This is a genomic window from Paenibacillus mesotrionivorans (assembly GCF_046098205.1).
Taxonomy (GTDB): domain Bacteria; phylum Bacillota; class Bacilli; order Paenibacillales; family NBRC-103111; genus Paenibacillus_AR; species Paenibacillus_AR mesotrionivorans.
On sequence record NZ_JBJURJ010000020.1, the window covers coordinates 76,826 to 89,836 of the forward strand.

The 13,011-nt window shown below is 57.0% G+C and carries 10 protein-coding genes; 8 read left to right on the forward strand and 2 right to left on the reverse strand.

Going from position 1 to position 13,011, the window contains the following annotated elements; genetic code table 11:
• The first annotated feature begins 270 nt into the window (after window positions 1-270).
• Window positions 271-1,512, forward strand: a complete 1,242-nt coding sequence (locus tag ACI1P1_RS25345; RefSeq protein WP_416219283.1) for an S-layer homology domain-containing protein — start codon at window positions 271-273, stop codon at window positions 1,510-1,512.
• Between the two features lie 75 nt (window positions 1,513-1,587).
• Here the strand turns inward: ACI1P1_RS25345 and ACI1P1_RS25350 are convergent, their stop codons facing one another.
• Window positions 1,588-1,800, reverse strand: coding sequence for a hypothetical protein (locus ACI1P1_RS25350; RefSeq protein WP_416219284.1), 213 nt, complete (start codon window positions 1,798-1,800; stop codon window positions 1,588-1,590).
• Window positions 1,801-2,000: 200 nt separating this feature from the next.
• Here ACI1P1_RS25350 and ACI1P1_RS25355 point away from each other — a divergent pair, with 200 nt between their 5' ends.
• The 4 genes from ACI1P1_RS25355 (at window position 2,001) to ACI1P1_RS25370 (ending at window position 9,492) form a co-directional block, all read left to right on the forward strand.
• The gene (locus ACI1P1_RS25355) at window positions 2,001-3,533 is read left to right on the forward strand and encodes an acyl--CoA ligase (protein ID WP_416219325.1); all 1,533 of its coding nucleotides are present in this window, start codon (window positions 2,001-2,003) and stop codon (window positions 3,531-3,533) included.
• A gap of 310 nt (window positions 3,534-3,843) precedes the next feature.
• Window positions 3,844-5,100: a LacI family DNA-binding transcriptional regulator gene (locus tag ACI1P1_RS25360; protein ID WP_416219285.1), complete on the forward strand. Its 1,257-nt coding sequence runs from the start codon at window positions 3,844-3,846 to the stop codon at window positions 5,098-5,100.
• Window positions 5,101-5,656: 556 nt separating this feature from the next.
• Complete coding sequence (locus ACI1P1_RS25365; protein WP_416219287.1) at window positions 5,657-8,455, forward strand: alpha-mannosidase; 2,799 nt, start codon at window positions 5,657-5,659, stop codon at window positions 8,453-8,455.
• A gap of 2 nt (window positions 8,456-8,457) precedes the next feature.
• Window positions 8,458-9,492 (forward strand): HAD family hydrolase, encoded by a 1,035-nt coding sequence (locus ACI1P1_RS25370; protein WP_416219288.1) that lies wholly within the window; start codon window positions 8,458-8,460, stop codon window positions 9,490-9,492.
• A 20-nt stretch (window positions 9,493-9,512) separates the two neighbouring features.
• Here the strand turns inward: ACI1P1_RS25370 and ACI1P1_RS25375 are convergent, their stop codons facing one another.
• Entirely contained in the window at window positions 9,513-10,472 is a 960-nt protein-coding gene (locus ACI1P1_RS25375) for a glycoside hydrolase family 43 protein (protein WP_416219289.1), read from the reverse strand.
• Between the two features lie 193 nt (window positions 10,473-10,665).
• On the opposite strand from ACI1P1_RS25375, the gene ACI1P1_RS25380 reads away from it, so the two are divergent.
• The 3 genes from ACI1P1_RS25380 (at window position 10,666) to ACI1P1_RS25390 (ending at window position 12,989) form a co-directional block, all read left to right on the forward strand.
• Window positions 10,666-10,785, forward strand: a complete 120-nt coding sequence (locus tag ACI1P1_RS25380; RefSeq protein ID WP_416219291.1) for a YjcZ family sporulation protein — start codon at window positions 10,666-10,668, stop codon at window positions 10,783-10,785.
• A gap of 575 nt (window positions 10,786-11,360) precedes the next feature.
• Complete coding sequence (locus ACI1P1_RS25385; RefSeq protein ID WP_416219292.1) at window positions 11,361-12,293, forward strand: manganese-dependent inorganic pyrophosphatase; 933 nt, start codon at window positions 11,361-11,363, stop codon at window positions 12,291-12,293.
• A 171-nt stretch (window positions 12,294-12,464) separates the two neighbouring features.
• The gene (locus ACI1P1_RS25390) at window positions 12,465-12,989 is read left to right on the forward strand and encodes a MarR family winged helix-turn-helix transcriptional regulator (protein ID WP_416219293.1); all 525 of its coding nucleotides are present in this window, start codon (window positions 12,465-12,467) and stop codon (window positions 12,987-12,989) included.
• Window positions 12,990-13,011: the final 22 nt, after the last annotated feature.

Below are 13,011 nucleotides of genomic sequence, written 5' to 3' on the forward strand. Positions count from 1 at the left end.
AAGCATCCGTAACTTATCCGGCCTTTGGCTTGGACCAAGTTAGGATAAGTGCCCTTCAATTTCGGCTTTGCCAAAATCCGAAGCATCCGCAACTTATCCGGCCTTTGGCTTGGACCAAGTTAGGATGGGGGTAGTTCTCCAGTCATACTCCGCACGTTTGGTGCGCCTCGCGAGAATAGTCGGGGAGTCCGTAGGATTCCTTCCGCCGATTCCTTATACTAATGAGGGTCGGCGATTTCCGACAATTTTTGAAAGAGCGGGGATGAATTCTTGAAACGTTGGCAGAAAACAGGACTTGCAGGAATCACCTTATGTGTGTGGCTCATGGGCGCTGTGCCGGCAACGGGTTTTGCCGCGGCAGGCCAGGAAGCTGTTTATGCCGATATGGCGGGGCATTGGGCCAAGGACAGTGTGGCCAACATGAGCAGCTTGGGTATTTTGGACGGTTTCCCGGACGGCACCTTCCGGCCGGAGGAAGCGGTTACGGCGGACCAATTCGTTAAGATGCTGCTGCTCTCTTATTCGGAGCTGTATCCCAACGGGGAACGGGGCTGGAAAACCAGTTTTTTCGGGGCGCTGTCTGAGGCCAACAAAAGTGTGCTCCAGCGGGATTACCGCAATTTCACCTTCAAGCCCGATCCTTCCGGCTATTGGGCTAAGCCTTATGTGGATTTGGCGGAGGACCTGAATATTCTGGCCAAAAACCAGTTTGCGGACTACAAGGTGAAGCTGAAGCGCGAGGATGTTGCGGAGATTGTCTATTATACCCTGAAGGAAACGGAGTTTCTGGAGGACAGCGCGTACAGCATGGGCTTGGCCTCCCAATACGGGGATTACCTGAGCCTCTCCTCCCGGTCCCAGCGGTTTGTGGCCGAGGTGACAGCCAAGGGGATTATGGAGGGGTACCCCAACGGGTACTTTGGGGCCGGGCTGCCGGTGACGCGGGCGGAGGCCCTGCGGATTCTGGAGCGGCTGACAGATAAAAGCGGCCGGGTGAACGCTTCCTCCGCTTCCAATGGCACTTTCGTCAAGATGGTGCCTACCGCGGACGGCAGCTACAAGAAGCTGATTTTTCCCAGCGAAAAGATGCTGGGCGCTTACGACGTGATGCTGGAGGCGGCTGCTCTTCGGGGAACCAACTACGATATGCAGGGAACCGTTCTGCGTCTGTTTAAGGATGCCGCGGCCAAAAACAAGGGGATCTCCGGAAATGGCGGAGCTTGGGATGAAGCCTCCCTGTGGCTGGAGCCGGGCTACCGGATTTACGGGATCACTGTACGTCTGCAGGATGGTATGCTGGCCCGTAACGAAGAGTCCATCGGCAGGTTCGCCGCATACATATTCGGCAATCATACGGAACCCTTCCTTATTTTGTTCAACCAGATTTACGGCCAGCTGGCGGAGGGTCAAACTGTGGAAAACCGCACGGTCACCATCGGCGGCTACAGTGTTGAAATCGCCATACAGGACGGCGGCCAAACCGCAGTATTCTCCATTTTGGAAAAGCAGTGACGGAAAGTTTAAACGCCTCTCCGGCAGTCCGAGGACTGTGGGGAGGCGTTTTTTTTTGACGGGCTTTCAAGAGCGTCAGCGGACGGCCTCGAAAAATTCACAGAGCTTCCGCTCATGGTAGGCGATCTGGCTGACGGAGGATTGAACCACTACGAGATGATCATCAAAGCGGATGATGACGCCTCCGGAATCGACTATATGGTCATCCTTAAACACCTTCACAGGATATTCACGGTCAAGGGCCTCCTGAAAGTCCCGGTCTGTCAGCAATTTACGGTTTTTGGGCATAGTACAACTCCTTTCATGGGAATTATAGCATAGGTTGCCGGTGCGAGATGGTCATAAAATTGTCTTTTTTATTAGCACTAGGTACTAGGATTTAATCTTATAATGAGGTATATGAAATTACATATCATGTGCAATAGGAGATGGATGTCGTGATTCACGAGAATTGGATTGCCCCTGAATTTTATAACGTAACCTCGGAGATGGAAGGGCATGCTTCCGGCAAAATGGCATTGACCTGGCTGGATGAATCAGGAGTCAACGAGCATTTGACATATGGGGAGCTGCGTGCTCAAGCCAACCGGCTGGGACATGGCCTCCGCGGGCTTGGTTTGGAAAAAGGGGACCGGGTGCTGGTCATGGTTCCCCGTAGAGTAGTTTCGTATGTGATTTATCTGGCATGCCTGAAGCTGGGGCTGGTGATTATCCCCACTTCGGAAATGCTGCGGGCCAAGGATCTCAGCTACCGTCTCCGCCACTCCGAGGCAAGAGCCGTCATCGTGTGGCCGGAGCAGGCCGCCGAGATGGAGAAGGGGATCCGCGAGGCGGAAATGCCTGCCGGAACCGTGCGGATCTCCGCAGGGGACGAAATTCCCGGCTGGACGGCTTTGGCCAGTGTGATGCAAGATCAGCCGGAGGTGATGGAGGCGGCGCCTACCCGGCGGGAGGATATGGCGATCCTCACCTATACCTCCGGCACCACCGGCAACCCCAAAGGGGTGGTGCATACCCATGGCTGGGGTTATGCTCATCTGCGGATTACCGCTTCGTCGTGGCTGGATATTCAGCCCGAGGATACGGTATGGGCTACGGCGGCGCCCGGCTGGCAAAAGTGGATTTGGAGCCCCTTTTTGTCGGTGCTGGGTATGGGGGCAACAGGTTTTGTATATAACGGCAAATTCAATGCCGAGCGGTACTTGGAGCTGCTGCAGCAATACCGGATCCGGGCGTTGTGCTGTACACCCACAGAGTACCGGCTGATGGCCAAAACCGACGGGCTGGAACGGTATGACCTGTCCGGCCTCAGAAGCGCCGTCTCCGCCGGAGAGCCCCTTAACCGGGAGGTGGTGGATGTGTTCCGCCGGTATTTCGACATTACGATCCGGGACGGCTACGGCCAAACGGAAAGCACGCTGCTGATCGGTACGCTGAAGGATACCCCCATGAGAATCGGGTCCATGGGACTGGCCACTGCCGCCGGGATGGTGGAGGTCATCGACGAAGCGGGACAGCCTCTTCCGGCAGGTGAAATCGGGGATATCGGCGTCCACCGGGACATGCCGGCGTTGTTTGATTCGTATTACAAGGACCCGGAACGGAAGCCGGGATGTATGCGCGGAGATTATTTCGTGACCGGCGATAGAGCCAAGCGGGACGAGGAAGGTTACTTCTGGTTTGAGGGACGCAACGATGATATTATCATCAGCTCGGGGTATACCATCGGCCCCTTCGAGGTGGAGGATGCGCTCATGAAGCATCCTGCCGTGAAGGAGTGTGCGGTTGTGGCCAGCCCGGATGAAATCCGCGGCCATGTGGTGAAGGCCTTCATCGTGCTGAAGGACGGCTTCGGCGGCACGGAGGAGCTGGCCGTTGAGCTTCAACGGCATGTGAAGTCACTGACCGCTCCGTACAAATATCCGCGCAAAATAGAGTTTATCGCCGAGCTGCCCAAAACCATCTCCGGCAAGGTGCGCCGGGTGGAGCTGCGGGAGCTGGAAACGGCCCTGAGAGGGTAAGGACTGCAGTCAGGGGATTCCATGGCCTTGGCAGCAAGCCGGAAATTAAGTGGAGGTCCCGGAATCGGCGATGCCGGTTTTGGGGCCTTTTTCGCATAACACGGAAGATAAGAGCAGAGCAGTGCAGTGCAGATCAGATAAGAGCAGATCGGAGCAGTGCAGATTTGATAATAAAAGAACAAAACTGAACGGATTGGGAAAACTCAGGCAAAAGTGATGGCCGAAGTACGACTGGTCAATACAAGGAAAAAACCTCTTGTTGCTTTTTATAACACGAGTTATAATGTGGGTGAAAGGAGCGTGCCGAGCTTTGCGCAAACGGGTAACGGCAAGCGATGTGGCCAGTCGGGCAGGAGTTTCCCGCAGTCTGGTATCGGCTTTTCTTAACAGCACGCCGGGAATCACGGTAAGCGCGGAGAACCGGGCGGCCATTACCAGTGCCATCCGGGAGCTGGGTTATACGGTGAATGTGCAGGCCCAGAGTATCAAAACGGGCAAAAGCAATTGCATCGCGGTGTACGGGGATGTGTACAACGCCTTGTTTCTCCAGCTGGTGGAGGGGATTCAGCGGGTCAGCGGACCTGCAGGCTACCATGTGCTTTTGTATGGAGAAGGCAAGAATGTGGAGGGCCGAGAAGGGCTGGCCGCTTTGTACCGGCAGGGGCGGATCGATGGTGTGATTACGCTGGATTTTCCGGACGCTTTAGCCCCTTCGTGGGAAGAAGCGGTGCTGGAGTGGGGCATCCCCTACGTGACCGTGGAGGGCATCCCAAGCTCCCCGGTGATTCTGTCGGTGGAAACGGATTATGCTGCCAGCATCCGCCGGGCTTTGGATTTTATGGAGGCGGAGGGGTGGTCCTCCCCTGTATATCTGAATGTGCTGCCATGCGACAGACCGCAGACAAGGGGAGACCGGCTCCGGCTGGAGGCCTATGAGGGTTGGATGCAAGCAAAAGGCCGGCAGCCCCGGATATGTCCGGTGCAAGATAAGCCTTGGGGCCAACAGCAGACCTGGTGGCGTGAGTGGCTAGCCGCGCAGGAGCTTCCGCTGGGTGTGCTGTCCAACTGGTCCAGAGGGGCGCTTTCGGTGTACCGGACCGCCTATGAGCAAGGGCTGCGGATTGGCCGCGAGCTGTTCATAATGTCCGCGGACGATACGGAGCGGGTAAGCCGCCATATGGTCCCGGCTGTCCCTTGTTTGGAGGTGCCTTACGGCGAGATGGGGGAAGCGGCGTTTACGCTGCTGCATCAAGCCATGGCAAAGGGCGGAGAGGCGAAGGCCGACTCCAGGGTGAAAGTGGAAGACGCAGGGGATATGAGAGAGACTGAGGCAGCAAACTCTGCGGAAGATGCAAGGGATGTGAGAGCGGCAGAGGCCGCAAGCTCTGCGGAAGATGCAGGAGGGGCAAGAGCAGCAAGCGGTGCTTTGACCCGGCAAGCCTTGCAGGCTAGGGCTGGTCCGCCTCATCCCGCCTCGAGAGCCGCAAAAACTGCAGAAGGTGCAAATTATCCCTCAGCAGCGATACGCCAAGTTGTGGAGGCAAAGCTGTTTACGGGAAAGGAGTAAATGCATTTGTGCCCCCGGTGTGGCGGCTGCAATTCCAGGTGTCGGAGAATTCTAACGGAAGCAGAAGCCTTTATTTGGCGGAAAAAGGGTGGTTTGAAATTCTAACGGAAGTGAGCGCCGTTATTCGGCCGGATAGGCCATCAAATGACTCCATTTGGCCCAAATAAAGGCTGTGGCTTCCGTTAGAAAAGGAGATTGCCGCTTTTGAGGCAAATAACGGCGCTGGCCGCCGTTAGATTTTTCTGCGTGACCATAAGGCCCTTGTTACGCACAAAAAGAGGGTCGGATCATGCCAGGTAACGCATTACCCTGACGCCGGCGGGGAGAGAGGTAATAGTTAAGAGCAAAAGTAAAGTCCAAAAGCAAACCGATAGAGCGCACTGGTCGATAGGCAGATGAAGTCCAAAAGCAAACCGATAGAGCACGCTGGTCGATAAGCAGATGAAGGAGGAATGGCGCCTCCTATCTCATAAGCTGCGGTGGCCAACTATGAGCATTTATAACACGTGTCATAAAACGCTTCCAAAACTACTATTTTACAAAGGAGCTAACAATTATGAAGCCGGATTCTTCCCATATTAAACAAATTAAAGTTGTTTCCAACACCCACTGGGACCGGGAGTTCCGCCGTTCCTTCGAGCGGACCCGCCGGAATCTGCTGACCATGATGGACGTGACGCTGGACATTCTCGAGCAGGACCCGGAGTTTGCCTCCTTCACCATGGACGGCCACTCCATTATGCTGGACGATTACGTGGAGATGCGTCCCGAGAAGCGGGAGCTGGTGGAGAAGCTCATACGCGAGGGGCGGCTTATCGCCGGACCGTATTATACCCTGGCGGAGGAATTCAGCATCGCCCAGGAAGCGTTGGTGCGCAACCTCATGTTCGGACGGCGGACGGTGGAGAGCTACGGCGGCAAAACGGGTACCGTTGCCTACACCCCCTCCTCCTGGGGCCAAACCGGGCAGCTGCCGCAGATCCTGCTGGATTTTGGGCTGGACAAAATGATGTTCTACCGGGGCATCTCCCATCATGAAGCGGATGCGGAGTGGATCTGGAGCGCGCCGGACGGCAGCCGGGTGCTGGCCAGCCGGTTTGCCCTGTATGCCCGCTACAACTGGTACTACCAGGTCCACCGGGCGGTTACCCGGGGAACCGTCTTCGACAAAACCTATAATTGGGGCGAATACGACGAGGTACCTTTCCGTCTGTCAGACGGCCTGTCCGGTGAGGATCAGTCCTACGGGCTGCTGTCCCCTGCCGTTCACTATGATAAAAGCCGCCTGAAGCAGGCTGTTCTGGATATGGTGGAGCGGGAGGGCCGGCATTTCACTACCGAGGTATTCCTGGCCATGAACGGCCATGACATCTCGGTGGCCCATCCGCTGGAATCCCAGGTGATCCGGGATGCCAAGGAGCTGCTGGGGGACCGGTATGCTATCGAGCACACGGATTTGGAAAAGTTCTGGGAAGAGGCGCAAAAGCATCTTCAGCTAGACCAATTGTCCGTACTCACCGGAGAACGGCGCTCCTATTTGAAGGAGGGCATGTGGACCTTCCTGTTTCCGGGCACCATCAGCGCCAGAACTTATTTGAAGCAGCAGGATTTCCACGCTACCAAGGAGCTGGTTGCCTACGCGGAGCCGTTGGCGACTTTGGCCTCGGCCTTCGGTGAAGCTTATCCCGTCCGTTATCTGGAGCGGGGCTGGCGCTACCTGCTGTCCAATCATACCCATGACGCCAACGGCGGCTGTGCCCCCGATGCGGTCTGCCAGGATATTGAATACCGTTACCGCAAGGCTGCGGACATTGGCGGAATTGTTTCCGAGGATGCTATGGGCTTCATCGCCCGAAACCTGTCGCCGGAGCACCTGGGAACGGATGTCACCCAACTGGTGGTATACAATCCGCTGCCTGTTGAGCGCACCGTGGTCACCTCTGTGGACCTGGAGCTTCCCCGTGGTGAAGGAGCCAAGTCCTACAGCTTGTACCATGAGCAGGATCCGTCAGTACAGCGGCAGGCAGTGGCTTTCGAAAAATCCAGCGTATTCGTGGACAGCATCTGGGAGGTGCCGACCATTCTCGACTCCCACCGGGTGAGGATGCACGTGGAGCTATCCAAGCTTCCGGGCCTGGGGTACCGCGCATACCGGCTGCAGCCAGAGGTGCAGGAGGTGCGGAATATCCGTACGCTCATAACCGGGCCCGACACCATGGAGAATCAGTTGCTGAAGGTCAAGGTTAACACCAACGGCACCCTGGATATCGTCAACAAGCTCACCGGAAAAGCCTACAGCAATCTTGGTTACTTGACGGATCAAGGGGAATGCGGCAACGCGTGGAAGCATGTAGCGCCCCGTTTTGACCGCAAGTACAACAGTCTGGGTGTGGCTGCGCAGGTGGCGGTAACGGAGAGCGGTGAGCTGTCCAGCACCATTGAGGCTAATTTCAGCTTCCCGGTGCCCGTGGATTATGCCGACGGTAATTCCCGCAGCACGGTGGTGGTGGAGCTTCCGATGAAGCTGGCCTATACCTTGGAAAAAGGCGCCTCCGCCGTCAAAGTGAAGCTGACGGTGGATAACAGGGCGCGTGACCACTGGCTGCGGGTGAACTTCCCCACAGGCCTGGCCACGGATACCTCCTGGGCGGATACCCACTTCGATGTGATTTCCCGGCCTATTCCCATTCCGGATTCCACCGGCTGGGTGGAGCAGGCAGGGGGAACCCACCCGCTGCAAACCTTCGTGGAGTTGTCTGACGGACAGGACGGGCTGGCGCTTTTGCCCAAGGGCATCTATGAATATGAAGCCTTCGAGGATGACAACCGTACCCTGGCGCTCACCCTGATCCGGGCCTGCCGGATCAAGCTGGCGGTAAGCGAGGAGAAGCTGACTGAACTGCCGGACCAGGGGATTCAATGTCCCGGCGTACAAACCTTCGAATATGCGGTACACATCCATGCGGGAGATTGGCAGCAGGCCGGTTTGCTGAATGCGGCAGCCTGCTACGCGGTGCCCGTACGGGCTGCAGTGTCAGGCAGAGGCCAAGGAAGCTTGCCTTCCCAAGCAGGGCTGTTCACCCTGGCAAGCGGCGCGACCCTGCATGTATCCGCTGTGAAGCAGGCGGAGGACGGCAGCGGACTGGTCATACGGCTGTTCAATCCGTCGGCTGAGACAGAGCAGGCCGTGTTCCGGTTTGGCGTAGGAGTGACAGAAGCATTCCGCTGCAGAATGGATGAAAGTGTTACGGAGGCGCTTACTCCGGCGGCAGACGGATATTCCTTCGAGGCAGCGGTGGAGCCGAAGAAAATCGTTACCTTCAAGGTCATTATGGCAAATGGGAGCGGGGAATAAGCATGGGGACCTTCATGAATGGATCGCCGGCCAACCAACCCCTGATCCCGGGTTTTGGACTGTCCCTGCCGGAGCTTGTGCGGGATGGAAGCATGTCGGAGTGCGAAACCGGCGGGGAAGGAATGTTCCGGAGAGGCGAGGATGGGGTGCTGCACATTCTGACGCCCCGGGACCGGAAAGCGGATTTTGTGGTGTACCGGGACAAAACCCTCTGTTATGTGAAGTCGGCTATGGGCCATCCGGCCATGTATCCCCTGCCTGACGCCGGGTTCGAGGGCCCGGCCGAGGCGGTGCTGATGGATCTGGACGGCACCAGCGTACACAGTGAGGCCTTCTGGATCTGGATTATTGAGCGGAGCATCGGATTGTTGATGGATAACCCGGGGTTCCGGCTGGAGCCGGAGGATGACCCGCATGTGTCGGGGCATTCCGTATCGGAGCATCTGCAATACTGCATCGGCAAATATTGTCCGGGGCGGAGTGTGGAGGAGGCCAGGCGGCATTATTTTGCCGTGACCGAGTACGAAATGAATGAAATCTTGAAGGGCCGGGGCAAGGAAGGGGCGTTTACGCCCGCCCCGGGTTTAAAGGAGTTCCTATTGGAGCTGAAAAGCCGTGGCATCCGCATCGGCCTGGTGACCTCCGGCCTGTACGAAAAGGCCTGGCCGGAGGTGCTGTCGGCCTTCCGCACCCTCCAGCTGGGTGATCCGCTGGAGCTGTACGATGCCGTCATCACCGCCGGGCAGGCCATCCGTAAGGGCCAGGCCGGTACGCTGGGCGAGCTGGCGCCCAAGCCTCATCCCTGGCTGTATGCGGAAGCCGCCAGGGTGGGGCTAGGCCTCGGACCAGAGAGCCGCCGCCGGGTCATCGGCATCGAGGATTCGTCAGCCGGCGTGCTGTCCATCCGGCTGGCGGGGTACGCCGCCTTCGGCATCGGCGGCGGCAACATCGCGGCCAGCGGCGCGCAGCCGCTGGTGAAACAGCAGTTCGGCAGCCTCCTGGAGATGCTGCCGGGCATTCTCGGCGCGCACGGCTGACCGCGCCGCCCCCCAGGCCCCTAGACCCCCGGGCAGGGGCCGTCCTTCACCGGCTGCCCGAACACGGGGAAGCCGTCCTCTCCCCAGCCGAAGGGCTGCAGCCGGGTGTGGCGGTTGGGGTCCCGCAGGGGATCACCCTGGATCTCCCGGTAGTTGCGGGCATGGTACACGAGAATGTCCCGGCTGCCGTCCTCGGATACGGTGAAGCTGTTGTGGCCGGGTCCGTATTGGCCGTTTTCCTCACAGGTGGTGAAAACAGGCTCCGGCAGCTTGTGCCAGGAGGCGGCGTCCAGCAGATCGCTGTTTTCGTCCGCCCACAGGAGGCCCATACAATAGCTGGCATCTGTAGCGCTGGCGGAGTAGGTAATGAAGATGCGGCCGTTGCGCACAAGTACAGCAGGTCCTTCATTGACCTTGTATTTTACCTGCTCCCATGCGAAATCCGGTGTGGCAATCTCCACTTGCGGACCTGCCAGGGTCCAGGGATTGCTCATAGGCGCAATATACAGGCTGGAGTTGACCTGGACCTCAGGATTAGACTGGGCCCAGACCAGATAGCGGTTGCCCTTGTGCTCGAAGGTGGTGGCATCCAGGGCGAAGGAATCCCATGCCGTGAGCACCTCTCCCTTTTCGGACCAGGCGCCGGTGGTGGGGTCGTCGGATTCATTTTCCAATACCCAAATCCGGATTCTCCAGATATCCTCGGCTCGTCCCGCCGCAAAGTAGATATACCACTTGCCGCCGATGCGGTGCAGCTCGGGAGCCCAAATGTGATAGCTCATGGGCCCGCTCTCATGCTTATGCCAGACAATCACGGGGGGAGCCTCCGCCAGTCCGGCCAAAGTAGAGGCCTTGCGCAGCTCAATGCGGTCATATTCGGGAGCGGACGCGGTGTGGTAATAGGTGCCGTCCTCCGCCTTCAGAATCCAGGGATCGGCGCGCTGTTCAATCAGCGGATTGGATACAGGTTGGGTGGTCATGGGGGATTGTCCCCTTTCTTTTTCGAGGGTTGCGGTACTTCTCGATTTTAATATTGGTCCGTCCCATTAATCAATCCTTTTTGCAATATAGACATTAGTCCATACCCATTCCGTTCCTCCTACATAGGATGTGGGGACTTAACCGATTGGGATTGGGGTTAAGCCAACCATCACAAAAGAGGGAGTGTTGAAAATGGGATATGCAGCAGGTGCAGGTTGCGGCGTAGGAGTAGGCGGAGGATTCACTACCACTGGCGTGATTTTGGTACTGTTTATTCTCCTGGTAATCATAAGCAGGGCTTGGGTATTCTAATCTAACTTAACTGTAAAAACGCAGTCCCTCCGGGGGCTGCGTTTTTTTTCTGGAAAGCAGACCCAACCCCTGTTGCTTTCGCTGCGCTAATGGCGCTAACGGAACTCAGAAGCGCTTAAAGGCGGAATTCCGTGGGTTTTCTAATTTAACGGAACTGTTAGAAGCCAAATTTATCTCCGATGGATGCCTGCTAGCCCTCTAAGAGCTTCTGGGTTCCGTTAGGTTCCGGACAAGCGGGGTTTTGGCCTCTAAGAGCTTCTAAGTTCCGTTAGGCTTCGGACGCGGTATCATCCGTCTCGACTGAGTTCCGTTAGGCTTCGGATACGCCACCATCCGTCCCGACAGAGTCTGTTGGCTTCAGGCACGCCCCTGTTCCCCTCCAGCTCGACAGTCAATGGTGTGGTGCGGGCGGATATGTGCTATTTTTTGGACAAGCTCTGTAAAGGAATTGGAATAAGAAGAATTTGCCGTTATAATAAAGAAAGCTTCCAGAATGGAGCATCCCGGAACACCCGGGCCAGTAGGGCCGGAGGCTGCTTTCGCGGGAAATTTTCGGATAAGAAGAGGTCATGTACATGGAGAAAACATTGATTTTCGGCCATAAGAATCCGGATACGGACACCATCTGCTCTGCGCTGGTGTATGCCGATCTGAAGACGAAGCTGGGCCAACATGTGGAAGCGGTGCGTCTGGGCGAAATCAGCGGCGAAACCCGCTATGCGCTGGACTATTTCAAGGTGGAGGCTCCGCGGCTGGTGGAAGCTGTTGCTGCCGAGACCAAAACGGTGATTCTGGTGGACCACAATGAGCGTCAGCAAAGCGCTCCCGACATCGATCAAGTTCGTGTGACAGAGGTTATCGACCACCACCGTATCTCCAATTTCGAAACCAGCGGCCCTTTGTATTACCGGGCGGAGCCGGTAGGCTGCACCTCCACCATCATCAACAAGCTGTACAAGGAAAACGGCGTGGCCGTATCCAAGGAAATGGCCGGTCTGATGCTGTCCGCTATCATTTCGGATTCCCTTCTGTTCAAATCCCCCACTTGCACCGAGCAGGACGTTGCCGCCGCCAAGGAATTGGCAGCCATCGCCGGGGTCAATGCCGACGAATACGGTCTGGCTATGCTGAAGGCAGGAGCAGATCTTTCCGATAAATCCATCGCCCAACTGATCTCCCTGGATGCCAAGGAATTCTCCATGAACGGCCGCAAGGTGGAAATTGCCCAAGTGAACGCGGTGGACGTGAACGACGTGCTGTCCCGCAAGGCTGATCTGGAGACTGCCTTGAATGGGATTATCGCCGAAAAAAACCTGGACCTGTTCCTGTTCGTGGTAACGGACATCCTGAACAGCGATTCCGTTGGTGTGGCGCTGGGCAAGGAAGCCCAGGCTGTGGAGAAAGCCTACAATGTGAAGCTGGACGGCAACAAGGCGCTGCTGAAGGGTGTAGTTTCCCGCAAATCCCAGATCGTGCCGGTGCTGACCGATCTGTTCAACAAGGCATAACTCCTGCTTTTCGCTTATCCTGCAACGAACCCGCCCGGCTCGCTTGAGTCCGGCGGGTTTTATTATTTTGCTGTCCCGTAAGTTATCCCGCATTGACAAAGCCCGGGTATAAAAGTAAGCTGATAGTTAGGTATCGAACTATTGTCTGCGGTTTATCCGAGGAGGTGCACTATGCAACAGGGTGAAGACCTGCCGGACCAGAAATCCGGGCAAGGGCAGGAGCCGCAAGTGCGGAGGGGGATTCTGCCGTGGGAATCAGAGGAGCAGATCGGCTCGCTCTTGAGATTGACCTCCATGAGTATGCGCAAGCAGATCGAAAAATCCCTGCGCCCCCTGGGCTTGACCCAGCAGCAGGGCAAAACCCTGCGCATACTGCTTCATAATCCCGGCTCTACCCATTCCGATTTGGAGCGGATTCTGCGGATCGAAAAACCCAGTGTGACCAACCTCATTAGTGTAATGGAAAGACGGGGATGGGTGGTCCGCAGGAAGGATGCGCAGGACGCCCGGTTCAAGCAGATTTACCTGACTTCGGAGGGGGAGGCCCTTGCCGGAAACATTGCGGAGACGGTGGATCAGACCAAGGAAAGGCTGATGGAGGCCTTAAGCGACGAGGAAACGCTGCTCCTGAGGTCGCTGCTGCAGAAGCTGCGCAAGGCTTGGGAGGATGATCCCCAGGAGGGGGAACAGCCGTAAACACCGGCGGCCGATTATTTCA

Coding starts and splice junctions, on each gene's coding strand:
- ACI1P1_RS25350 (WP_416219284.1), bottom strand. CDS start 1,800: ATGCCCAAAAACCGTAAATTGCTGACAGACCGGGACTTTCAGGAGGCC.
- ACI1P1_RS25355 (WP_416219325.1), top strand. CDS start 2,001: ATGGAAGGGCATGCTTCCGGCAAAATGGCATTGACCTGGCTGGATGAA.
- ACI1P1_RS25365 (WP_416219287.1), top strand. CDS start 5,657: ATGAAGCCGGATTCTTCCCATATTAAACAAATTAAAGTTGTTTCCAAC.
- ACI1P1_RS25370 (WP_416219288.1), top strand. CDS start 8,458: ATGGGGACCTTCATGAATGGATCGCCGGCCAACCAACCCCTGATCCCG.
- ACI1P1_RS25375 (WP_416219289.1), bottom strand. CDS start 10,472: ATGACCACCCAACCTGTATCCAATCCGCTGATTGAACAGCGCGCCGAT.
- ACI1P1_RS25380 (WP_416219291.1), top strand. CDS start 10,666: ATGGGATATGCAGCAGGTGCAGGTTGCGGCGTAGGAGTAGGCGGAGGA.
- ACI1P1_RS25385 (WP_416219292.1), top strand. CDS start 11,361: ATGGAGAAAACATTGATTTTCGGCCATAAGAATCCGGATACGGACACC.
- ACI1P1_RS25390 (WP_416219293.1), top strand. CDS start 12,465: ATGCAACAGGGTGAAGACCTGCCGGACCAGAAATCCGGGCAAGGGCAG.